This is a genomic window from Proteus terrae subsp. cibarius (assembly GCF_011045835.1).
In the GTDB taxonomy this organism is placed as follows: domain Bacteria; phylum Pseudomonadota; class Gammaproteobacteria; order Enterobacterales; family Enterobacteriaceae; genus Proteus; species Proteus cibarius.
In genome coordinates, this window is record NZ_CP047349.1 from 982,183 (window position 1) to 1,004,911 (window position 22,729).

The window sequence follows — 22,729 nt, forward strand, 5'->3', positions numbered from 1 at the left end:
TACACTATAACTCATTTTAAATGAAACGGCTGTGCCGTCAAAACACTAACTTAATTAATAGAAAATTATTTATGTCTCAACAAATACGACTTAATGCTACAGTCGCAGATTCACAGCTGGGTCAACGCTTAGATCAAGCTTTGGCCGAAATGTTCCCTGATTATTCAAGATCCCGTATAAAAGAGTGGATCTTAGACAATAGAGTGCAGGTTAACGATAAAATCATCAATAAGCCAAAAGAAAAAATGCTTGGCGGTGAAAAAATTGAAGTCGATGCCTTAATTGAAGAGGAAGTTCGCTGGGAGCCTCAGAATATTCCGTTAAATATCGTCTATGAAGATGATGATATTTTTGTTATCAATAAGCCAAGAGATCTCGTTGTACATCCTGGTGCTGGTAACCCAGATGGCACTGTATTAAACGCATTACTTTATCGCTATCCAGAGATTGCTAATGTACCTCGTGCAGGTATTGTCCACCGATTGGATAAAGATACAACAGGTTTAATGGTTGTAGCAAAAACAGTTCCTGCTCAAACGCATTTAGTAGAAGCTTTACAACGTCGTGAAATCACCCGTGAGTATGAGGCGGTTGCAACAGGAAGAATGACGGCAGGTGGATTAGTGAATGAACCTATTTCTCGACATCCAACTAAACGTACTCATATGGCTGTGCATCCAATGGGTAAACCAGCAGTAACACATTATCGTGTCATGGAGCATTTCCGTGCTCATACACGTTTGCGTTTACGTTTAGAAACTGGCCGTACTCACCAAATTCGTGTTCATATGGCTCATATTCACCATGCGTTAATTGGTGATCAGCTTTATGCAGGAAGACCTCGTCCTTTAAAAGGGGCTTCAGATGAGTTACGTGAAACGTTACGTTTATTTGATAGACAAGCTCTACACGCAACGATGCTACGTCTTTATCATCCAATAACGGGTATTGAAATGGAATGGCATGCACCATTACCTGATGATATGGTTAAGCTTATCGATGTGCTAAAAGCTGACGTTGAACAGTTTAAAGATGAAATGGATTGGTAAATGACTTCATTGATTTTTCCAGATTGGCCACAACCTGAAAATATTGGATCTTGTAGTACCTTGAGAGAAGGGGGGATTAGTCTGCCACCTTATAATAGCCTCAACTTAGGTACTCATGTTGGTGATAAATTATCTGATGTCGAAGAAAATAGACGCAGAATTTGTCAACAAGCTCAATTACCTGAAATGCCACTATGGCTTGAACAAGTTCATGGTACTCATGTTGTTACACTAAATACTGAGAAAAATAATGAAGTACAAGGTGATGCCCTTTACACCTCTACTGAAAAAAAAGTTTGTGCAATTATGACGGCAGATTGTTTGCCTGTCCTTTTTACAACTGTTGATGGAACAGAAGTTGGCGCAGCTCATGGTGGGTGGCGAGGGCTTTGCCACGGTGTATTACAAAATACACTTGCGCATTTTAAAGCACCTAAAGATCAAATTATGGCATGGTTAGGTCCTGCAATTGGGCCAACCGCTTTTGAGGTCGGTGCAGAAGTTCGGTTGGCATTTATCGAAAAAAATATTGCCTTTGAGCCTGCTTTTATTCCCCACAACGGTAAATACTTAGCTAATATTTATATGTTAGCGAGAATAATCTTACAGGAAAGTGGGGTAACTCAGATTTATGGTGGTGATTTTTGTACTGTCACTGATCCATCGCGCTTTTTCTCTTATAGACGAGAGCATATAACAGGACGAATGGCATCATTAATCTGGATTAAATAAACTTCTTCTCAACGATTTTTCTCACTTATCTCAAATATTGATAAATATTTTTGCTCAAAATTTTTATTTTGAGCTTGAATATTGTCAAAATGACCTCATCTATTCTCCAGTTACGAATTTTACTTTAAATTTTACTTGGAGGTGTTATGCGTCTGGATAAATTAACCAATAAATTCCAGCAAGCTCTCGCAGACGCCCAGTCATTGGCACTTGGGAACGATAATCAATTTATAGAACCCATACATTTACTGAGTGCGTTATTTAATCAACAAGGTGGCTCAATTCGCCCTCTATTAACATCTGTAGGTGTTAATGCATCGCAATTTAACGAGCGAATTAATGATGCTTTGTCTCGATTACCTAAAGTCGAAGGTGCTGGTGGAGAGGTTCATCCCTCAAATGATTTAATTAAGCATCTTAATTTGTGCGATAAATTGGCACAGAAAAAAGGTGATGAATTTATTTCATCAGAGCTCTTTCTTTTAGCTGCTATGGAAACCGGTGGTCAAGTTGCTGACATGCTAAAAGCAGCCGGAGCGAATAAAGCAAGTCTTGAGATAGCGATTGAAAAAATACGTGGTGGAGAAACAGTGAACGATCAAAATGCAGAAGACCAACGTCAGGCATTGAAAAAATATACTGTGGATTTAACGGAAAGAGCAGAACAAGGCAAACTCGATCCTGTCATTGGTCGTGATGAAGAAATAAGAAGAACTATTCAAGTTCTACAACGCCGTACTAAAAATAACCCTGTACTTATTGGTGAACCGGGGGTAGGTAAAACGGCAATAGTTGAAGGTTTAGCGCAACGTATTGTTAATGGCGAAGTCCCTGAAGGTTTAAAAAATAAACGTGTACTTTCTTTAGATATGGGGTCGTTATTAGCGGGTGCTAAATATCGTGGTGAATTTGAAGAGCGTTTAAAAGCCGTTTTAAATGATTTATCTAAACAGGAAGGTAGCGTTATTCTGTTTATTGATGAATTACACACAATGGTTGGCGCAGGTAAAGCCGACGGCGCTATGGATGCGGGAAATATGTTAAAGCCTGCATTAGCTCGTGGTGAGTTGCATTGTGTGGGGGCAACAACACTAGATGAATATCGTCAATACATTGAAAAAGATGCGGCATTAGAACGTCGTTTCCAAAAAGTGTATGTGGCAGAGCCAACAGTAGAAGACACAATTGCTATTTTGCGTGGTCTGAAAGAACGTTATGAACTTCATCATCATGTTCAAATTACTGATCCTGCGATTGTTGCCGCAGCGACTTTATCTCATCGCTATATTTCTGACCGTATGTTGCCAGATAAAGCGATTGACTTGATTGATGAAGCGGGTGCGAGCCTACGTATGCAAATGGATTCAAAACCAGAAGCATTAGATAGACTTGATAGACGTATTATTCAGCTTAAACTTGAGCAACAAGCACTGCAAAAAGAGTCTGATGACGCAAGTAAAAAACGTTTAGAAATGCTAAATGAAGAACTTGCTGAAAAAGAGAAAGAATATTCTGTTTTAGAAGAAGAGTGGAAAGCAGAAAAAGCAGAGCTTACGGGTACTCAGCATATTAAGTCTGAATTAGAGCAAGCACGTATTGCATTAGAGCAAGCTCGTCGTAGTGGTGATTTAGCTAAAATGTCAGAGATCCAATATGGGCAAATTCCGACATTAGAAAAACAGCTTGCTGAAGCTAATAAAGCTGAAGATAAGCATATGAAGCTGTTACGTAATAAAGTCACTGATGCTGAAATTGCTGAGATCTTAGCGCGTTGGACAGGTATTCCTGTATCTAGAATGCTAGAAGGGGAACGTGAAAAACTGCTAAGAATGGAACAAGAATTACATAGACGTGTTATTGGCCAGGCTGAGGCTGTAAGTGCAGTATCTAATGCTATCCGTCGTAGTCGTGCTGGATTATCAGATCCTAATCGTCCAATAGGTTCGTTCTTATTCTTAGGACCAACAGGGGTTGGTAAGACTGAGTTGTGTAAAGCATTAGCGAACTTCTTGTTTGATAGTGATGATGCAATGGTTCGTATCGATATGTCTGAGTTTATGGAAAAACACTCCGTTTCTCGTTTAGTGGGTGCGCCTCCAGGATATGTTGGTTACGAAGAAGGTGGATATTTAACAGAAGCCGTTCGCCGTCGCCCTTATTCAGTCATCTTATTAGATGAAGTTGAAAAAGCGCATCCAGATGTATTCAATATCTTATTACAAGTATTGGATGATGGTCGTTTAACGGATGGACAAGGTAGAACTGTCGATTTTCGTAATACAGTTGTGATTATGACATCGAACTTAGGGTCTGATTTAATTCAAGAACGTTTCGGGACAATTGATTACCCTGAAATGAAAACTATTGTGATGGATGTTGTTGGCCATCATTTCAGACCAGAGTTTATTAACCGTATTGATGAAGTTGTGGTATTCCACCCATTAGGTAAAGAAAACATTGCTGCGATTGCACAAATTCAGTTGCGTCGTTTATACCAGCGTTTAGAAGAACGTGGTTATCACGTTACAATTACAGGCGCTGCATTAGAGAAATTGAGCGAAGTTGGATTCGATCCAATTTATGGTGCGCGTCCATTGAAACGGGCTATCCAGCAAGAGGTTGAAAACCCATTAGCTCAAGATATCTTGTCTGGCAAATTATTACCGGGTAAAGAGATTATCTTAGATTTAGATGACAATAAGATAATTGCAAAACAGTAATAGAGGCTATTCTCTATTGCTTCTGATAAAGAAGAGACACTATTAAATTGAAAAAGAGGCTTATATAAGCCTCTTTTTTTATGTTTTATGTCTTAATTAGAGAGAATAAAGATAATCTACAAATAGTGTTTTTATATTTGAAACTTTTTTAGGCAAATACTGTCTATTATTTGCACCAACAAGACCGGTTTGATTACAAAATGTGCTATTGAAAGGTTTTTTCAAAATAATACTTGTCACATTCAGAAAACTCCCTATAATGCGCCCTCGTTGTCACGGCAAACCACGCTAAGTGAGTTAGCCGAGAGAACGAAGAAAAAAGTGGAAAGCCTTGTAAATAAACGCTTGACACTGAATGAGGAAGATGTAGAATGCACCTCCTCGCAACAACGCAGAAGACCGGAAACGGCAGCGAATGTTGCACTGCTCTTTAACAAATTATCAGACAATCTGTGTGGGCACTCGCAGAGACGATATCTTCTAAAATATTAGATGTATCAAGTCTTGAAGAGTGAACAACAAAAGTAAATTCATTTATGAATAGCTAAGTTTTCGATTTCTTTGAGCATCAAACACTTTTAATTGAAGAGTTTGATCATGGCTCAGATTGAACGCTGGCGGCAGGCCTAACACATGCAAGTCGAGCGGTAACAGGAGAAAGCTTGCTTTCTTGCTGACGAGCGGCGGACGGGTGAGTAATGTATGGGGATCTGCCCGATAGAGGGGGATAACTACTGGAAACGGTGGCTAATACCGCATGACGTCTACGGACCAAAGCAGGGGCTCTTCGGACCTTGCGCTATCGGATGAACCCATATGGGATTAGCTAGTAGGTGGGGTAAAGGCTCACCTAGGCGACGATCTCTAGCTGGTCTGAGAGGATGATCAGCCACACTGGGACTGAGACACGGCCCAGACTCCTACGGGAGGCAGCAGTGGGGAATATTGCACAATGGGCGCAAGCCTGATGCAGCCATGCCGCGTGTATGAAGAAGGCCTTAGGGTTGTAAAGTACTTTCAGCGGGGAGGAAGGTGTTAAGATTAATACTCTTAGCAATTGACGTTACCCGCAGAAGAAGCACCGGCTAACTCCGTGCCAGCAGCCGCGGTAATACGGAGGGTGCAAGCGTTAATCGGAATTACTGGGCGTAAAGCGCACGCAGGCGGTCAATTAAGTCAGATGTGAAAGCCCCGAGCTTAACTTGGGAATTGCATCTGAAACTGGTTGGCTAGAGTCTTGTAGAGGGGGGTAGAATTCCACGTGTAGCGGTGAAATGCGTAGAGATGTGGAGGAATACCGGTGGCGAAGGCGGCCCCCTGGACAAAGACTGACGCTCAGGTGCGAAAGCGTGGGGAGCAAACAGGATTAGATACCCTGGTAGTCCACGCTGTAAACGATGTCGATTTAGAGGTTGTGGTCTTGAACCGTGGCTTCTGGAGCTAACGCGTTAAATCGACCGCCTGGGGAGTACGGCCGCAAGGTTAAAACTCAAATGAATTGACGGGGGCCCGCACAAGCGGTGGAGCATGTGGTTTAATTCGATGCAACGCGAAGAACCTTACCTACTCTTGACATCCAGCGAATCCTTTAGAGATAGAGGAGTGCCTTCGGGAACGCTGAGACAGGTGCTGCATGGCTGTCGTCAGCTCGTGTTGTGAAATGTTGGGTTAAGTCCCGCAACGAGCGCAACCCTTATCCTTTGTTGCCAGCGCGTGATGGCGGGAACTCAAAGGAGACTGCCGGTGATAAACCGGAGGAAGGTGGGGATGACGTCAAGTCATCATGGCCCTTACGAGTAGGGCTACACACGTGCTACAATGGCAGATACAAAGAGAAGCGACCTCGCGAGAGCAAGCGGAACTCATAAAGTCTGTCGTAGTCCGGATTGGAGTCTGCAACTCGACTCCATGAAGTCGGAATCGCTAGTAATCGTAGATCAGAATGCTACGGTGAATACGTTCCCGGGCCTTGTACACACCGCCCGTCACACCATGGGAGTGGGTTGCAAAAGAAGTAGGTAGCTTAACCTTCGGGAGGGCGCTTACCACTTTGTGATTCATGACTGGGGTGAAGTCGTAACAAGGTAACCGTAGGGGAACCTGCGGTTGGATCACCTCCTTACCTAAGAGATACGTGTTATGTGCAGTGCTCACACAGATTGTCTGATGAAGAACGAGCAGAAATACCGGTATAGGCTTGTAGCTCAGGTGGTTAGAGCGCACCCCTGATAAGGGTGAGGTCGGTGGTTCAAGTCCACTCAGGCCTACCAAATCGTATTGATACTGCGTTGTGAAATCACTCGTTTACTGATGTAAACTTCGTGACTTCACGCCTTGTCTCACTGCGATTGGCTCAATTCTTACTTAAAGGAACACTTCCAATAAGAAAGAAACCTGAGAAACAAAACGGTATTAAAGAATGCATTATGGGGCTATAGCTCAGCTGGGAGAGCGCCTGCCTTGCACGCAGGAGGTCAGCGGTTCGATCCCGCTTAGCTCCACCATAATCTCTTGAATATAAAACAATAATTCAGAGTATATTAGCAATAGTATACTGCGAATTATTTTGCTCTTTAACAATCTGGAACAAGCTGAAAAATTGAAAACAAATCAATATATCACCGAGGTATATTGATGAGTCTCTCAAAATCTCAAATCTGAAAATACTCTTCAGAAAGGATATGCGAGCAAAATGATTTCAAGGCGGACAGCGCACAGCAAGCGGAGCATACTTAAAGTATGTGAGCATTGCGAGCACTGCCCAACGTCGAAATCATGAAGCGTAGCAATCCGTTTTAGAAGACATCTTCGGGTTGTGAGGTTAAGCGAATAAGCGTACACGGTGGATGCCTAGGCAATCAGAGGCGATGAAGGACGTGCTAATCTGCGATAAGCGTCGGTAAGGTGATATGAACCGTTATACCCGACGATTTCCGAATGGGGAAACCCAATATCCAATGGATATTATCATTAACTGAATACATAGGTTAATGAAGCGAACCGGGAGAACTGAAACATCTCAGTACCCCGAGGAAAAGAAATCAACCGAGATTCCCCTAGTAGCGGCGAGCGAACGGGGAACAGCCCAGAGTCTTAATCAATAGCAGCATCAGGAGAACGGTCTGGAAAGTCCGGCAGTAAAGGGTGATAGCCCCGTATCCGAAGATGCTGTTATTGTGAACTCGACGAGTAGGGCGGGACACGTGTTATCCTGTCTGAATATGGGGGGACCATCCTCCAAGGCTAAATACTCCTGATTGACCGATAGTGAACCAGTACCGTGAGGGAAAGGCGAAAAGAACCCCGGCGAGGGGAGTGAAAAAGAACCTGAAACCGTGTACGTACAAGCAGTAGGAGCCCCACCACTAAGCTAGTGGTGAACTCACAGCGATTCTTTTGCATGATAATGTGCGGTAGACGGAGCGAATGCGACGTCCAACCAACAAAATCAAGCAGAGGAGGCTTAGTGGTGGGGTGACTGCGTACCTTTTGTATAATGGGTCAGCGACTTATATTCTGTAGCAAGGTTAACCGTATAGGGGAGCCGTAGGGAAACCGAGTCTTAACTGGGCGAATGAGTTGCAGGGTATAGACCCGAAACCCGGTGATCTATCCATGGGCAGGTTGAAGGTTGGGTAACACTAACTGGAGGACCGAACCGACTAATGTTGAAAAATTAGCGGATGACTTGTGGATGGGGGTGAAAGGCCAATCAAACCGGGAGATAGCTGGTTCTCCCCGAAAGCTATTTAGGTAGCGCCTCGTGAATTCATCTTCGGGGGTAGAGCACTGTTTCGACTAGGGGGTCATCCCGACTTACCAACTCGATGCAAACTGCGAATACCGAAGAATGTTATCACGGGAGACACACGGCGGGTGCTAACGTCCGTCGTGAAGAGGGAAACAACCCAGACCGCCAGCTAAGGTCCCAAAGTCATGGTTAAGTGGGAAACGAAGTGGGAAGGCTCAGACAGCCAGGATGTTGGCTTAGAAGCAGCCATCATTTAAAGAAAGCGTAATAGCTCACTGGTCGAGTCGGCCCGCGCGGAAGATGTAACGGGGCTAAACCATGCACCGAAGCTGCGGCAGCAACACTAAGTGTTGTTGGGTAGGGGAGCGTTCTGTAAGCCTGCGAAGGTGTACTGTGAGGTATGCTGGAGGTATCAGAAGTGCGAATGCTGACATAAGTAACGATAATGCGGGTGAAAAACCCGCACGCCGGAAGACCAAGGGTTCCTGTCCAACGTTAATCGGGGCAGGGTGAGTCGACCCCTAAGGCGAGGCTGAAAAGCGTAGTCGATGGGAAACGGGTTAATATTCCCGTACTGGTGGTAACTGCGATGGGGGAACGGAGAAGGCTAGGTTGTCCGGGCGACGGTCGTCCCGGTTCAAGCATGTAGGCAGAGTGATTAGGCAAATCCGGTCACTTAATGCTGAGGTGTGATGACGAACCACTAAGGTGGTGAAGCAATTGATGCCCTGCTTCCAGGAAAAGCCTCTAAGCTTCAGGTTACCAACAATCGTACCCCAAACCGACACAGGTGGTCAGGTAGAGAATACTCAGGCGCTTGAGAGAACTCGGGTGAAGGAACTAGGCAAAATGGTGCCGTAACTTCGGGAGAAGGCACGCTGGCGGTAAGTGAAGTCCCTTGCGGACGGAGCCGAAGCCAGTCGAAGATACCAGCTGGCTGCAACTGTTTATTAAAAACACAGCACTGTGCAAACACGAAAGTGGACGTATACGGTGTGACGCCTGCCCGGTGCTGGAAGGTTAATTGATGGGGTTATCCTTAGGGAGAAGCTCTTGATCGAAGCCCCAGTAAACGGCGGCCGTAACTATAACGGTCCTAAGGTAGCGAAATTCCTTGTCGGGTAAGTTCCGACCTGCACGAATGGCGTAATGATGGCCAGGCTGTCTCCACCCGAGACTCAGTGAAATTGAACTCGCTGTGAAGATGCAGTGTACCCGCGGCAAGACGGAAAGACCCCGTGAACCTTTACTATAGCTTGACACTGAACATTGAGCCTTGATGTGTAGGATAGGTGGGAGACTATGAAGTGTGGACGCCAGTCTGCATGGAGTCAACCTTGAAATACCACCCTTTAACGTTTGATGTTCTAACCTAGGTCCATAATCTGGATCGGGGACCGTGTCTGGTGGGTAGTTTGACTGGGGCGGTCTCCTCCTAAAGAGTAACGGAGGAGCACGAAGGTTGGCTAAGCATGGTCGGACATCATGCGGTTAGTGCAAAGGCATAAGCCAGCTTGACTGTGAGAGTGACGGCTCGAGCAGGTACGAAAGTAGGTCTTAGTGATCCGGTGGTTCTGAATGGAAGGGCCATCGCTCAACGGATAAAAGGTACTCCGGGGATAACAGGCTGATACCGCCCAAGAGTTCATATCGACGGCGGTGTTTGGCACCTCGATGTCGGCTCATCACATCCTGGGGCTGAAGTAGGTCCCAAGGGTATGGCTGTTCGCCATTTAAAGTGGTACGCGAGCTGGGTTTAGAACGTCGTGAGACAGTTCGGTCCCTATCTGCCGTGGGCGTTGGAAGATTGAGAGGGGTTGCTCCTAGTACGAGAGGACCGGAGTGAACGCACCACTGGTGTTCGGGTTGTCATGCCAATGGCATTGCCCGGTAGCTAAGTGCGGAAGAGATAACCGCTGAAAGCATCTAAGCGGGAAACTTGCCTCGAGATGAGTCTTCCCTGTCACCTAGAGTGACCTAAAGGAACGTTTAAGACTAAGACGTTGATAGGCTGGGTGTGTAAGCGTAGCGATACGTTGAGCTAACCAGTACTAATGAACCGTGAGGCTTAACCTGACAACACCGAAGGTGTTTTGTCTGAGAGACGACAGTAGATGAAGTAGGCTTGTTTAAGATTGAAATTGCTGGTTATAGCGTAGAGATACAAAATAACGGGTAATTAAACAGAATTTGCTTGGCGGCCATAGCGCAGCGGACCCACCTGAATCCATGCCGAACTCAGAAGTGAAACGTTGTAGCGCCGATGGTAGTGTGGGGCCTCCCCATGTGAGAGTAGGGAACTGCCAGGCATTAAATAAGACGAGAAAGCCAACCCAATGGGTTGGCTTTTTTGCGTTTGAAGGTTTAGCTACTCTGAATAAAAAAATTATTTTAATTGCTGATAAAGTAATGAACCTGCAACTGCTCCTGCAACATCGTAAGCAAAATCATGCCAACTCCAGCCAGTACCTCCTGGACGGCTATCATAAAGCTCTTTCGCTACACCTAAACTAATCGAAAATGAGAGCCCTATTAATAATCCCTCTCTATGACCATAATTTTGATGATCTGCATACGCATTCGCACCCGCGGATGCTGCCATTGAAAATAAGAAATGCTGAGCTTTATCTTTGCCTTTCCAATTATCATTGGCAAAATGAAATGATTGGCAACCATTTAAAGTCATTATTGATAATAAAATAATCAGAGAACAGCATTTGAGCTTTAGTTTCATAAAAAATAAAAGCCTTTTCACTGATAACAATGTTTTTAATATAGAAGATTATTAAAGATAAGGGATGATTTGAGAAAAGAATTTTATTAAACAAAAAAGCCTTGCTGTAATTTAGCAAGGCTTATCAAATGAAGCATCAATTAAAGTATGCGGCTGATTAATCTATCAACACGAATACGTCGTAAGCGTTTAATTAATTTTTTCACTTTTAGAGGATAAAGCTTAATACTTTCTAGATCTTGGTAATGTTTCACGACAATAGTATGTTGGCGAATACATTCTAACTCTTTGTGTCGTTGCTCATGTAATTCATGTTTAGGATCATGAATTAATATGGCATTCTCTAAATCTAATCCCCATGCACGCGGATTAAGATTATTACCAGTAATTAATTGCCAGTTATCATCTACCCACATACCTTTTAAGTGATATGTATTATCGCTATCTTTCCAAAGTCTTACTGTTAATTGGTCGCTATCAATAAACCGCTGGAAACGTTGGGTAAATTTACGCAAGTTCATTTCATAGAGATAAGGCAATGCGCCAATAATTTTAAATGGTTCTTCTGGCGGAATATAGAAGTCATTTGCTGTTTTATCACCAATAATAATTTCGACTTGCTTGCCATTTCTTAATAAATGGCTGATTTGGCGTACAAGGATCGCAGGTAAATTAAAATAAGGTGTACAAATAACAAGTTTTTCTTCAGTAGAAGCCATAAGGTGAGAAATTGTCTTATTTAAGATATTTTTCTTACCTAAACCCATTAAAGGTGTTACTGCCAGCTCGTTGTTAGAAGCATTGGCTTTAATATCATAGCCATCACGAGTACGTAAATTGAAACGAAATTGACGAATACAATTTTTAATTTCGGCACAACGAACTCTATCTTTGATATCCAGTCGTTGAATCGCTTCTGATTGCAAAAGATCAGACACAATAAATTGTTTCATTGTGGAAGCTAATTCGCTATTTTGGATAATGTGGTATCTGTCATAACGATATTTATCTAGTTTATGCAAGTAAACATTATTAATACTTGCGCCACTATAGATAATTGTATCATCAAAGATAAAACCTTTAAGATGTAATACACCTAATGCTTCACGAGTGTTTACGGGAATGCCGTAAATAGGGATCTCAATATCAGGGTGTTGCTGTGCAGTATGATAGTACCAATCTGCATTTGTAGCATCAGCAGAGACACCAATACGCCCACGTTGAGCACGGTGCCAGTCAACAATAACGGTAATGGATAATTCAGGACGTTGTTGTTTTGCGGTGTAAAGCGCATCAAGGATCTCTTCACCAGCCTCATCGTGCTCTAGGTAAAGAGCTGTAATAAAGATCTCTTTCTTTGCTTGAGCAATGTATTTCAATAAGGTGCTGCGAAACGCGGACGTCTGATAAAGCGTTTCAACATCAGCAACTGACTGAGCTAATTTAGGCAGTTGTGCAAGGTGTTGTTGATGCTTAGCAAGTTTTAGTTTAGACAACATCACAGTGCTTAATTCTCTTGTTTATGATGGCAGATGGAGCCATCGTCCATGTAGATTTTCTTTAACCGATCTTCTGATCATAACATTAGTTATATGGGATGTACGCATAAAATCATCATATATAGCTAATTTATCAAAGGATGCGCGAACAATCACATAAAGATACTTTCTCTAATGATTATAGCATTGGGCTATCGTTTGAAGATCCAAGCTGTAAATCAAGATTGACTATTCCTTCATCAAATTGTACTTCAACAGAAAATCCCAATTTTTTCGCTAAACTTATCATGTTGCGATTTTCAGGCATTGTTATCGCGGTTAAACGTTTAATACCATGTTCTCTAGTATAGTTGATAAGTTTAGTCATAAGTTGATGACCTAAAGTATTTCCTTTTAAATCAGAACGCACAAGAATAGCAAATTCTGCATGCTGATTATCTGGATCTGCCATTGCACGAGCAACCCCAATGATTTCAGGATGATCTTTTGGATTTCGGATCGCAACAAAAGCCATTTCTCGATCGTAGTCAATTTGAGTCATATTTGCGAGATCGTCATGTGTAAACTCACTGATCTCACTAAAATAGCGATAATAAAGATCTTCTTTTGTCACTTGGTTTATAAACGTTTTCAGTAACGGTTCATCTTCCGGCAAAATAGGGCGGATAAAGCAAGGATTGTTATCTCTTAGGAAGAATGTTTCTTCTAATTCATTGGGATAAGGGCGAATAGAGAGTCTTTGATGAGGATCACCTTGTAGTGGTGATAACTCCATCGCAACATCGAGCAATGTAAAATCATTACCTGAAGCCAGTAGAGGGTGAATATCTAATCTGATAATTTGTGGACAATCTAAAAGTAAGTGAGAAACCTGTACCAAAAAATGACTTAGACTTAATATATTTAGAGGCTGTAAAGCACTTCTAGGTTGTATCTTTCCGCTTTTTATTGCATTAATAACCAGATAACGGGCAAGTGCCATATTAAGAGGTGGTAAAGCAACAGCAGCTTTAGTTTCTATTTGCCACTCAACCCCCCCTTCACCTAAGACAATTAATGGGCCAAAAATAGGATCTTGCTCTATTGCGACGCGCAGTTCCTGAGAGCCAGCGCGATTTGCCATACTTTGCACCAATAAACCCTGAATTTGTGCTTGGGGGTAAAGTTCTGTAACACGCCCTATAATGGCATGTGCTGCTGATGATACTTCTGTACTGTCTCGGAGATAAAGCATAACACCTTGTACTTCGGACTTATGCGGGATATCAGGAGAACGTAATTTCAGAGCAACAGGATAACCAATTTTTTCAGCGATATTGACAGCTTCTTGTGCATTATGAGCAATCCAAGTAGGAAGTGTATTAAAACCATAAGCTTCCATAATTGGCTGAACTTGGTGTGTATCTAATCGATATTGCTTATTTTTTAATGCCTCTTCAATGCAACGATGTGCTTGCTGTGTATTCATTTTGATATCTAGAGGCAGTGCTGGTGTTTCTTTTAGCTGTTTTTGATTTCGACGATATTCCACCATATGCATAAATGCGGTGACGGCACCTTCAGGTGTTCGATAGGTTGGAATTCCAGCTTCACTAAATAATTTACGTGATTGTTGAGATGAATATTCTCCGCCCCAGTTAGTGAAAACGGTAAGCCATTTACGTCTAGGGTGTTTATTGATGGCTTCTATGACTCGTTGTGCTGTTTCAATGCTAGGGGCTATGGCACTAGGTGTGTGAATAAGGAGTAATGCATCATGATCATGGCTATCTAACAAACAATTCAATGCCAAAATATAACGATCAACGGTTGTATCATCACCTAAGTTTAGTGGGTTACGAATAGCATTTTCTTCTTGAATAACACTTTGTAGCTTTTGTTTTGTATCATCTGTAAGTTGTGCAAGCTTTCCTGAATGTAAAAATAGCTCATCAACGGCCATTGCAGCAGGTGCAGAGCCATTACTCATAATCATCAATCTTTCGCCTTTTAAAGGCGTCATATAGCTAAGTGTTTCAACGGCAGAAAACATCTCATGAGTATCTTGTACTCGCAATAATCCAGCACGTTGAAAAGCCGCATCATAAGCCACGTCATAACTTGGTGTATCACCTAATAGCAGTTGAGCTTTTTGGGTTCGACCACTTTTTATCACCAGAATAGGCTTGTTGCGCGAAGCACTACGCGATGCTGACATAAAACGCCGTGCATCTTTTATATGTTCGAGATGCAATAAAATTGCACTAGTTTTACTGTCTCTTGCCAGAAAATCCAGTAAATCATCAACTTGGATATCTTGGTTGTCACCTAATGCAATAAAATAAGAAAAGCCAATATTGCGATAATAAGCCCAATCTAAAATTGTGTTGGCGACAGCAGCTGATTGCGAAATAAAAGCGAGTTTTCCTTTTTTAACTGGAAGAGGCGAAAAGCTGGCATTTAAACCTTGCCATGGAGCTAAAAGCCCCAAACTATTTGGGCCAAGTAAACGGATGTGATATTGCTGGCAAAGTAATTTTATTGGCTGAAATTGTTCAGGTTGTGCAGAAAGTACAATTACAGCTTTGCAACCAGACTCACCTAATTGTTTCAGTAATTCAAGGTTGCGACGATGATGTGTACAAATAATCGCGAGATCAGGTACTTGAGGTAATTTATCAATAGAAGGATAAGTGAAAACACCAGAGACAGAGCCGCGAGCAGGATTAATTGGAAACACTGGGCCATTAAATCCACCACTGAGCAAATTTTTCATCATGGTGGTTCCTGCTCGACCTAATTTTTCAGAGGCGCCAATCACTGCAATAGATTTAGGACGTAATAGTGCTTCAAGACCTCGTTGGCTCATATCCACTCCAGAGTTTCATTATCAACTGCTATTCAATGTAGCTGATTTGATCTTCTTTTGCCTGACTCCGGTCTGGTTTTCCAAGTAAATATTGTTGACGAAAGTAACTAAAATGAGAAAAAAGCTGTTGTGAGGCTTGAATATCGCCGACATTCTCTAAAATAGAAGCAGCAACTTCTGCTGTACAATGTTGATCTTCTTTTGCTGCTTGGCGAAGTACGTACTCACATTTAATTGCCTCATTTAAAGAAAAAAGAGGCAATGAATCGAGATAAGGGCTTTTGCGAAACATTTTGCGGGCTTCACTCCAAGTGCCATCAAGGAGGATAAATAAAGGCGGTTTGCTATTGGCTGGGAGTTGGTTGTATACAACACGTTCACTTGATGCATAGCTTTCAGGGAATACAACATAAGCTTGTCTGTCAGGTGTATTGATTAGATCAAGCAAGGCCTGTTCTGGCTCAGTTCGGGACCATAAAAATGCCTGTGTGTCTGGTAATACATCGGCAATTAATTTCCCCGTATTACTTGGCTTCATCACTTCAGTATCATACATCAATAAACAAAATTGGCTTTTTGCTGGTTGATTGATGATCGTGTCACAAAGACACTGTTTTTCAGGTAATAAGCAAAAAGTACAACGTTTTGTACGAAAACCTCGCGCTTTAAAAGGGCGGGTTGAAATCGAAAGTCGATATTGACGAAGTCGAGAGACTGCATTGTCATGCATAACAGATTGACCAATACTTATAAAAAAGAATCGAATATTATCATGTTCAAAACAAACAAACTATTCAGTGTATTTTTATCATAAAAATCATACTGATATATTAGTTATCTATGAGATGAAGTTAATTATCAATTGATCCTGATTAGTTTATCGATTCCTGTGCGTGATTCTCTCGGTGACAGTTGCTAAACTATCATGTAATCTGCGCCCCTATTGCAGTTGGAGAGACAAATGAACGATTCTTATGAAGGTAAAAACGGCAAAGTAAAAGTAATGTATGTCCGTAGTGAGGACAATGCCGATAATAAACCTAAAAAACCATCCCGCCGTCCTGAAAATGGTCGTGGTGATAAAAACCGTGGTGATAAACGTGACGATAGAAGTCGTGACAATAAACGCGGTGATAACAAATTTTCTCGTCGTGATGACCGCGGTGCAGGTAAGCCTTCAGGGCGTGGTACATCACGTAATGAATCAAAACCTTCTCGTGATAGTGAAGGCGGAAGTTTTTCTCCATGGAAAACGGTTTCTCGCCCTGCTGGTGAAGAAGCAATCAAAGAGCACGATGGCATTACTGGTAAGAGCCAGATCGATCCTGAACAGTTGCGTCGTCAGCGTTTAGAAGAGACGCGTATTTATGGTGAAAATGCTTGCCAAGCAATGTTTAAAAATCGTCCTGATGCGATTGTTCGTGCTTGGTTTTTACAAGATGTGACACCACGTTTTCGTGATGCGCTAAAATGGATGGCTGCAAACCGTAAAGCCTATCACGTTGTTGAAGAAGAAGAGATGGTAAAAGCCGCTCGTACTGATCACCACGGTGGCGTGTGCTTCTTAATTAAAAAACGTGTTGGTCATGATGCAGAAACCTATCTGAAAGATGCACCTGAACATGATTGCGTATTAGCACTTGAAGATGTGGGTAATCCACATAACGTAGGTGCAATTATGCGTAGCTGTGCGCACTTTGGTGTGAAAGGGGTTATCTCTCCTGATTCTGCTGTATTAGAATCTGGTGCTGCTGTTCGTACCGCAGAAGGTGGTGCAGAATATATCCAAGGTATTGATGCTGATAACTTTGCTCAAACGTTAGATAAATTTAAAAAAGCGGGTTATACGCTGGTGGCAACATCAAGCCATAAAGGCAGTGTGCCATTATCAAAAGCACAATTACCAGCGAAAATGGTTCTGATCTTAGGTCAAGAGAAAGATGGCTTAAGTGAAAGCACTTTAAATCAAGGTGATATGAGCATTTACATCGGTGGTACTGGTCACGTTGAAAGCTTAAATGTCTCTGTGGCTTCTGGTGTGTTATTAGCAGAATGGTGGCGTCAGCACCAAGGCTAATTGCTTTATAGTTTTAAATAAAGAATGATAAAAAACCGCTTAGTCATTGTGATTTAAGCGGTTTTTTATGCATAAGATCTACGTGAATTGCGTTATTTTCCCGGTGAGAATGGGGGTTTAGCAAACCAAACCACGATCATCATAATAAGGAAAATACCAGCAGCTAACCAAAAAATCTCATTGGCTGAAATAATTAATCCCTGTTCTGTAATCGTCTTGGCTAAATATGCAGATGCTTGTTCATTTGAAAGACCAAGATCATTCATTTGTTGGTATGCCATTTGCGAATCAGGATCGAGTGGATTAATTTTTTCTACAAAGGTTTCATGGTGAAGTGATTCTCTTTGTGTCCAAATCGTTGTAGTTAACGATGCGCCAATAGCCCCAGCCAATGTTCTTAAGAAGTTCGAAAGACTTGATGCTGATGCCATTTTTTCTGGAGGTAGTCCAGATAATGTCATTGTCGTTAATGGCATAAAGAAACACGCAACCGCTAAACCTTGCCAGAATTGAGGCCATGCCACAGTGGCAAAATCCATTCCTGGCTCGAAGGTATAAGCTCGCCAATAAAAACACACAGAAAACATAATAAAGCTAAAGCTGATGATATAGCGTAAATCTACTTTACCACCAAATTTACCTATAATCGGTGTGATAATTAAAGGTAATAAACCTACCGATGCTGATGCTAATCCTGCCCATGTTGCTGTATAACCAAAGACCTCTTGTAAAAGCAGTGGTAGTAAAACAATGGTGCCAAAATAGATCATATAGGCGAGGCTGAGCGTGACACAGCCAATGGTAAAGTTTCGACTCTTAAAGAGAGAAAGATCTATCACTGGATGATCGTCTGTTAACTCCCAAACAATTAAGAAGCTAAGTGCAACAACAGCCACAATAGTGAGGACTATAATTTCTGTCGAATTAAACCAATCGAGCTCTTTACCCTGATCGAGCATGATTTGTAACGCACCAATACCTACGATAAGTAAAACAAGGCCAATGGTATCTATTGGTTTAATTTCAGTTTTTGTTTCTCGTCCAGCTAAGGTGTTTGATATACACATAATAATCAACACACCAAATGGAACGTTAATAAAAAATATCCATCCCCAATGGTAGTTATCACTGATGTAGCCACCTAAAATTGGTCCTAAAATAGGTGCCACAACAATGGTCACTGACCATAGTGCAAGCGCCATGTTTCGTTTGGCTGGTGGATAGTTATTCAATAACAAACTTTGCGATAAAGGAATTAGTGGCCCAGCAACTAAACCTTGAAGCACACGAAAGAAAATAAGCATTTCAAGACTTTGTGAAATACCACAAAGCCAAGATGTTAACGCAAAAAGTGCCGTTGACCACATAAAAAGTCGAACTTCACCAATACGTTTTGCTAACCAACCTGTGATAGGGATAGAAATAGCGTTTGCCACCCCAAAAGAGGTAATAACCCAAGTCCCCTGAGAGTTAGAGGCACCTAAGTTTCCTGCAATAGTTGGAATGGCTACGTTAGCGATTGTAGAATCGAGAACTTGCATAAAGGTGGCCAACGCAAGGGCGATGGTCATTAAAGCAAGTTTTCCTCCTTGTAATGGCTCTTTGATCACCTTTACACCTCGCCTTTATTGTCCTGCATTTTGTTCAATGATTTCATTGATCAGTTTATTAATCTCTGACATATCAATGTTTAAAGCATCAGTATGATAAGCAGGTGCTTGGCGTTCACTGTGTGATAATACTTTTCCATCAAGGTTAATCGTATCGACTGTCACTTCAGAAGAAAGGCCAATACGCAGAGGCTTTTCCGCTAATTCTTTTTCATCGAGTGAAATGCGAACAGGTAAGCGTTGAACGACTTTTATCCAGTTACCACTGGCATTTTGCGCAGGTAATAATGAGAAAGCACTACCTGTTCCCATATCTAAACCTAATACAGTGCCGTGATAAATGACTTTTTTACCGTAAAAGTCAGTTGTTATCTTTGCAGGTTGACCAATTCGCATATTCGCGAGTTGAGTTTCTTTAAAGTTGGCATCAATCCACATACCCGTTACAGGAACAACGGCCATTAAAGGTTTACCCGGTGAGACTTGTGCACCAACTTGAACGCTACGACGTGAAACATAGCCATCTGTTGGGCTTAAAATTTTAGTACGTTCTAAAGCCAGCCATGCATTACGAACATCAGTTGATGCTTGTAAAACAGAAGGTTGTTTTGCAATTGGTGTATTTAAGATAATTGCTTGATTAGCATTATATTGCTCTCTTGCAACTTCTAAAGCCGCTCTTGCGGTAGAAACAGCTTCTCTAGCATGTTGAAGTTCTTCTTTACCAATGACGTTGCGTTCACCTAAAACTTCACGGCGACGAAGATCGTTTTGTAATTTAGTGAGCTCTGTTTCACGTAAAACGATATTTGCTTTTAATTGACGACCATTGATGATTTGCTGATGCATTTGGCGAACACTATTAGCTAATGCTGTTTTTGCTTTTTCTAATGCCAGTTTTTCATCACTTGAATCTAATAAAACTAAGGGTTCACCGGCTTTTACAAAATCGGTGTTATCCACATAAACAGTGGTAACAGAACCAGAAATCTGTGGCATCACCATGATTTGATTGCCAGTCACATAAGCATTATCTGTCGTTTCATGATGCCTTAACACCATAAACCAATAAGCGGAGTAAGCCGCACCAGCAACAATAAATAGGATGGTTAGCAATAGTAGAACATTTCGGCGAGTTCGTTTTTTATTGCGAATGGGAGCCTGAGGGGGGGTAGTTTCCTCATTAACACTCATTTAGAAGATCTCCATAAAACCAGAAAAACATCATTAGATATGTTTCCAGTATTAAAACTGGAAACATAATTATAAAGTCAATCTTAGAATAATTATTAGCGTGAAGGTAAATTATAAATGCTAATGGGTAAGTATGTTTGCCGATTTATGGCTTAAATAGGATTAGATCAATAAAACTATTTATTATGCTGCTTATTCACAATCTTTTTCAGCCAAAGTATCTAATTGTAATAATAACTTACGCATTAGCGTTTCAAGCTGTCTTTGTTCAGATTGATCTAATACAGACCAGATTTGTTTTAAGCACTGATGTTGCGGTGGCAATAAGCTATTTAAAAACTCTTCACCAGCATCAGTCAAATGGAGATGTAAACAACGGCGGTCATTATGGCTTTCACGACGTTCAATCCAACCTTGCTTTTCAAGCTCATCAGCAATGCGTGTTGCATTTGTTCTTGAAGAGCCTAAAGCTGCACTTAATTCTGATGGTTGAATACTACGATTTTCTGTCGTATCTAAAATCATTAGTGCCATAAATAATGTCTCGTTAATACCCTGAGACTTCAACATATTATTACGACTTTCAAGAAGTTTGCTTTGAACATGCATAGAAAGGCGAGTTAACAAAATTTCTTGATAAGGAATATCTTTGTTAAGCGATTTCTGTTGTGTAGCGCGAGTGTTTAGTAATTCTTCTGTTGGCGTAAATGAGCTTTCCATTTTTAGACACCTTGTTAGTTTCGAAAATTAGGATAACGCTGTTATCAACATGTTAAATGGTATATTAAACACACAATTTAGCAATTTTTATTATTTATAGTCACTATGTTTTTTTGATTATGTTACCTGATTCATAAATTTTCTGAATGATAACACAAAAAAAAGAATAGGTACTTATCTCTTTACAATAAGTTAATAAAATCAATTTATCACTTATCTGACAATGAATAGTAGTCTATTTGCGAAAAAAGGGATCATTTTTTACGATAAAACACGTAATAAATTTATTATCACTACCAATGGTTGCTATGTGGATAATATTGATGTGAGATTATTTATATAGTGCTTTATTGGTAGGATTGATATAATTTTCTTAATAAAGAATGGGATGATGATATACATTAATAGTAATCACGCGGTTAAAACATTCACATTTTATTCTGATTAGAGTGGGATTGAAGAAATAATATAACCCATCCTTGGGTCTGAAAATTATTCGACGTGGATTATTGGATCATTTTTATAACCTAAAAACCAAACAATAAGACCGATAACGCCGATGATTAATCCGGCGATGGATACACCTGTCCATCCATATTGATGATAAGCATAGCCTGATAGTAAAGATCCTAATGCACCACCAATAAAATAGCTTGTCATATAAGCGGCAGTTAGGCGGTTTCTAGCATCAGGTAAAATACGGTATATGGTGCTCTGATTTGTGACATGAACACCTTGAACAGCTAAGTCTAGCAGGACAACGCCAATAATAAAGCTGATGAGCCCAATCCAGTGATAATAAGGTGCAATAATGATAAAGCCCCAAGAAAGAAATAGGAGAACCAGCCCTACAGTGGTGGTTTTCTTGCCTTTTCCTTTATCCACTAATACGCCTGCTTTTCCTGCCATTAATGCACCTGCAGCACCCACAAGACCAAATAAACCAATCACGGCATCTGAGTAATTAAAAGGTTCAGATGCCAATAAAAAGGCCATTGAGGTCCACAATAAACCAAAGTGAGCAAAAATAAGTGCGCCAACTAATGAACGAGTTCTTAATACAGGCGTTGTTGCAAATAATTTGAAAATAGAGCCTAGCAACTGAAAATAATTTAAGTTTGTTTCACTTTTATAAGTCGGCAAGCAACGCCATAAAGTGATAGCTAAAATCGCCAGAAAAATACTTGCTACCCAGAAAATACCTTGCCAATTAGTAAATGACGCCATTAACCCAGATGCAGTTCTCGCCAGTAAGATCCCGAGTAAGAGACCACTCATAATCGTGCCGACAGCTTTTCCTCGTTGATGAGGTGCTGCAAGGGTTGCAGCAAAAGGAACAAGAATTTGAGCTACCACTGAGAACATACCTGAGAGCGCAGTTCCTATTAACATCACCCAAATATTAGATGCCATAGCAGTAATTAATAGGCCACTTGCTGAAATTAATGTCATGGTAATAATCAGTGAGCGACGTTCAAAAATATCGCCAAGAGGCACTAATAACATTAATCCTATGGCATAACTTAATTGCGCGGTGGTAACAATAAATCCAGCCAAAGTTGCAGATATGTGGAAATAGTTTGCGATTGAATCCAGTAGCGGTTGTGCGTAGTAGTTACTGGCAACAACCATACCTGTAGCAACCGCCATAAGTAAAATAAGACCTTTGCTTAGCGATGTTTGTGGTGCGGTGTTTTCCATAATACTCATAACAAATCATTTATAAGGTAAATGATAGTAACATGAGTTATTTTTTTGAGAAAAGAATTACTGTGATAGAGATGTTCAATTAATT

Annotated in this window: 12 protein-coding genes, 2 tRNA genes and 3 rRNA genes; 9 read left to right on the forward strand and 8 right to left on the reverse strand. The window is 41.3% G+C overall.

Annotated features, from left to right (window positions below; genetic code table 11):
• Nucleotides 1-71: 71 nt before the first annotated feature.
• The 8 genes from rluD (at nucleotide 72) to rrf (ending at nucleotide 10,561) form a co-directional block, all read left to right on the forward strand.
• Nucleotides 72-1,049 carry a 23S rRNA pseudouridine(1911/1915/1917) synthase RluD gene (rluD, locus tag GTH25_RS04505; RefSeq protein WP_164530351.1) on the forward strand — a complete coding sequence of 326 codons (978 nt, stop codon included), beginning with the start codon at nucleotides 72-74 and terminating at the stop codon, nucleotides 1,047-1,049.
• Nucleotides 1,050-1,781: a purine nucleoside phosphorylase YfiH gene (yfiH, locus tag GTH25_RS04510; protein WP_075672441.1), complete on the forward strand. Its 732-nt coding sequence runs from the start codon at nucleotides 1,050-1,052 to the stop codon at nucleotides 1,779-1,781.
• A gap of 146 nt (nucleotides 1,782-1,927) precedes the next feature.
• Entirely contained in the window at nucleotides 1,928-4,501 is a 2,574-nt protein-coding gene (clpB, locus tag GTH25_RS04515) for an ATP-dependent chaperone ClpB (RefSeq protein WP_075672443.1), read from the forward strand.
• Between the two features lie 579 nt (nucleotides 4,502-5,080).
• Nucleotides 5,081-6,623, forward strand: a 16S ribosomal RNA gene (locus GTH25_RS04520).
• 71 nt (nucleotides 6,624-6,694) lie between these two features.
• Nucleotides 6,695-6,771, forward strand: a tRNA-Ile gene (locus GTH25_RS04525).
• Nucleotides 6,772-6,929: 158 nt separating this feature from the next.
• Nucleotides 6,930-7,005, forward strand: a tRNA-Ala gene (locus tag GTH25_RS04530).
• Between the two features lie 315 nt (nucleotides 7,006-7,320).
• A 23S ribosomal RNA gene (locus tag GTH25_RS04535) occupies nucleotides 7,321-10,328 on the forward strand.
• A gap of 117 nt (nucleotides 10,329-10,445) precedes the next feature.
• Nucleotides 10,446-10,561, forward strand: a 5S ribosomal RNA gene (gene rrf, locus GTH25_RS04540).
• Together the 16S, 23S and 5S rRNA genes with 2 tRNA genes alongside form the textbook arrangement of a ribosomal RNA operon.
• A 77-nt stretch (nucleotides 10,562-10,638) precedes the next feature.
• On the opposite strand, the gene GTH25_RS04545 is transcribed toward rrf, so the two are convergent.
• The 4 genes from GTH25_RS04545 to GTH25_RS04560 form a co-directional block, all read right to left on the reverse strand.
• Nucleotides 10,639-10,986, reverse strand: coding sequence for a YfiM family lipoprotein (locus GTH25_RS04545; RefSeq protein ID WP_075671516.1), 348 nt, complete (start codon nucleotides 10,984-10,986; stop codon nucleotides 10,639-10,641).
• A gap of 140 nt (nucleotides 10,987-11,126) precedes the next feature.
• Nucleotides 11,127-12,485 carry a CDP-diacylglycerol--serine O-phosphatidyltransferase gene (gene pssA / locus GTH25_RS04550; RefSeq protein ID WP_075671518.1) on the reverse strand — a complete coding sequence of 453 codons (1,359 nt, stop codon included), beginning with the start codon at nucleotides 12,483-12,485 and terminating at the stop codon, nucleotides 11,127-11,129.
• Nucleotides 12,486-12,663: 178 nt separating this feature from the next.
• Complete coding sequence (locus GTH25_RS04555) at nucleotides 12,664-15,333, reverse strand: bifunctional acetate--CoA ligase family protein/GNAT family N-acetyltransferase (protein WP_075671520.1); 2,670 nt, start codon at nucleotides 15,331-15,333, stop codon at nucleotides 12,664-12,666.
• 28 nt (nucleotides 15,334-15,361) lie between these two features.
• Complete coding sequence (locus GTH25_RS04560) at nucleotides 15,362-16,063, reverse strand: tRNA-uridine aminocarboxypropyltransferase (protein ID WP_075671522.1); 702 nt, start codon at nucleotides 16,061-16,063, stop codon at nucleotides 15,362-15,364.
• 231 nt (nucleotides 16,064-16,294) lie between these two features.
• Between GTH25_RS04560 and GTH25_RS04565 the strand changes: the two genes are divergently transcribed.
• A complete protein-coding gene (locus GTH25_RS04565) occupies nucleotides 16,295-17,410 on the forward strand; it encodes a tRNA/rRNA methyltransferase (RefSeq protein ID WP_075671524.1) in 1,116 nt (371 codons plus the stop codon).
• A 92-nt stretch (nucleotides 17,411-17,502) separates the two neighbouring features.
• On the opposite strand, the gene emrB is transcribed toward GTH25_RS04565, so the two are convergent.
• The 4 genes from emrB to GTH25_RS04585 all read right to left on the reverse strand — a co-directional run bounded on the left by emrB (nucleotide 17,503) and on the right by GTH25_RS04585 (nucleotide 22,635).
• Nucleotides 17,503-19,020 (reverse strand): multidrug efflux MFS transporter permease subunit EmrB, encoded by a 1,518-nt coding sequence (gene emrB / locus GTH25_RS04570; protein ID WP_075671526.1) that lies wholly within the window; start codon nucleotides 19,018-19,020, stop codon nucleotides 17,503-17,505.
• 15 nt (nucleotides 19,021-19,035) lie between these two features.
• The gene (gene emrA, locus GTH25_RS04575; protein ID WP_075671528.1) at nucleotides 19,036-20,214 is read right to left on the reverse strand and encodes a multidrug efflux MFS transporter periplasmic adaptor subunit EmrA; all 1,179 of its coding nucleotides are present in this window, start codon (nucleotides 20,212-20,214) and stop codon (nucleotides 19,036-19,038) included.
• Between the two features lie 192 nt (nucleotides 20,215-20,406).
• Nucleotides 20,407-20,934 carry a transcriptional repressor MprA gene (gene mprA / locus GTH25_RS04580; protein WP_075671530.1) on the reverse strand — a complete coding sequence of 176 codons (528 nt, stop codon included), beginning with the start codon at nucleotides 20,932-20,934 and terminating at the stop codon, nucleotides 20,407-20,409.
• 492 nt (nucleotides 20,935-21,426) lie between these two features.
• Complete coding sequence (locus tag GTH25_RS04585; protein ID WP_075671651.1) at nucleotides 21,427-22,635, reverse strand: MFS transporter; 1,209 nt, start codon at nucleotides 22,633-22,635, stop codon at nucleotides 21,427-21,429.
• Between the last annotated feature and the right edge of the window lie 94 nt (nucleotides 22,636-22,729).

What these genes read in the sequence shown, in the direction of transcription:
- rluD (WP_164530351.1), top strand. Translation starts at nt 72, where the DNA reads ATGTCTCAACAAATACGACTTAATGCTACAGTCGCAGATTCACAGCTG.
- yfiH (WP_075672441.1), top strand. Translation starts at nt 1,050, where the DNA reads ATGACTTCATTGATTTTTCCAGATTGGCCACAACCTGAAAATATTGGA.
- clpB (WP_075672443.1), top strand. Translation starts at nt 1,928, where the DNA reads ATGCGTCTGGATAAATTAACCAATAAATTCCAGCAAGCTCTCGCAGAC.
- GTH25_RS04545 (WP_075671516.1), bottom strand. Translation starts at nt 10,986, where the DNA reads ATGAAACTAAAGCTCAAATGCTGTTCTCTGATTATTTTATTATCAATA.
- pssA (WP_075671518.1), bottom strand. Translation starts at nt 12,485, where the DNA reads ATGTTGTCTAAACTAAAACTTGCTAAGCATCAACAACACCTTGCACAA.
- GTH25_RS04555 (WP_075671520.1), bottom strand. Translation starts at nt 15,333, where the DNA reads ATGAGCCAACGAGGTCTTGAAGCACTATTACGTCCTAAATCTATTGCA.
- GTH25_RS04560 (WP_075671522.1), bottom strand. Translation starts at nt 16,063, where the DNA reads ATGCATGACAATGCAGTCTCTCGACTTCGTCAATATCGACTTTCGATT.
- GTH25_RS04565 (WP_075671524.1), top strand. Translation starts at nt 16,295, where the DNA reads ATGAACGATTCTTATGAAGGTAAAAACGGCAAAGTAAAAGTAATGTAT.
- emrA (WP_075671528.1), bottom strand. Translation starts at nt 20,214, where the DNA reads ATGAGTGTTAATGAGGAAACTACCCCCCCTCAGGCTCCCATTCGCAAT.
- mprA (WP_075671530.1), bottom strand. Translation starts at nt 20,934, where the DNA reads ATGGAAAGCTCATTTACGCCAACAGAAGAATTACTAAACACTCGCGCT.
- GTH25_RS04585 (WP_075671651.1), bottom strand. Translation starts at nt 22,635, where the DNA reads ATGGAAAACACCGCACCACAAACATCGCTAAGCAAAGGTCTTATTTTA.